This window comes from Comamonas koreensis, assembly GCF_021026195.1.
Classification (GTDB): domain Bacteria; phylum Pseudomonadota; class Gammaproteobacteria; order Burkholderiales; family Burkholderiaceae_C; genus Comamonas; species Comamonas koreensis.
On the sequence record NZ_JAJNCT010000033.1, the window covers coordinates 1 to 999 of the forward strand.

Below are 999 nucleotides of genomic sequence, written 5' to 3' on the forward strand. Positions count from 1 at the left end.
TCCCGTGTAATAGCTATACAGCCCTTTGCCCACAATAGCTTTGGTTCCATTCACTCGGCCAAGCCTCAAGCCAAACTTCTCCCTCACCTCCACATTCAACACTTTGCCAATCAACCCAGGCGCCGTAATATCAATCGCCGTCTTACCTTTGGTCAAAGCATTAACGGTAATGGGCACCGTCGCATAAATCTGCCCCGTAGGCACAAACACTTCCGCCGGACTCACCGCAGCAACTGCCGGATTCTGGCTAACGACAGACACCGTTATTCCGCCCTGAGGAGCCGCTTTGCTCAACTGCACACGAACCGTGCGGCTGAGCTCTTCATTCATCACCAGGTCTGCAGCAGGATCAGTGTTAAGACTGATGGCGTCCACATTCACGCTGGTCTGGCCGGACTGGTAGCCAGCAGCGGTTGCAGTCAAGGTGGTAGCGCCCAAGGCCTTGCCATTGATGCTGAAGCTCACCCGGCTTTGGCCCGCAGGGATGAGCACGGTGGCAGGGGCTTGGGCCAGACTGGTTTGCGCGACGGCCAAGCTAACGGTCAAGCCGCCTGCAGGTGCTGGCTCGGTAGCTTCCAATGTCACCGTGGTGCTACCTGCAGGCGCCACCACCACACTGGATGGCAGTACCAACGCCTTGCCGCGCACGGCGACGGTAGCCAGTGCGCTGGCGTAGCCTTCTGCCTGCGCGGTCAATCGGCTGATACCGTCGACCAAGCCAGTCACTTCAAAATTCACACTTTGCTGACCGGCAGGCACTACCAAGCTGCTCGGGGCAGACAGCACCGCCGTGTCCGCGTTGTCCAACCGCACGGCCACATTGGGAGTAGCGGGTGCAGGCAGCGACAAGGTCATCGGATAGTTGCGATTAACCCCGACCGTGGGGCTGGCTGGGGCCAAGCCCAAGGAAGGCAGGCTGACGACTTCAATAACGGTTTCCGCCATGCCCAAAGTGGCATGGCTCGCCGTGATCTTGGTAGTGCCCAGACTGCTGGCCTG

The 999-nt window shown here is 59.3% G+C and carries 1 protein-coding gene; it reads right to left on the minus strand.

Going from position 1 to position 999, the window contains the following annotated elements; genetic code table 11:
• Window positions 1-999, minus strand: a 999-nt coding sequence (locus tag LPW39_RS21775) for a hypothetical protein (RefSeq protein ID WP_230780351.1), incomplete at both ends; no start/stop codon positions are given.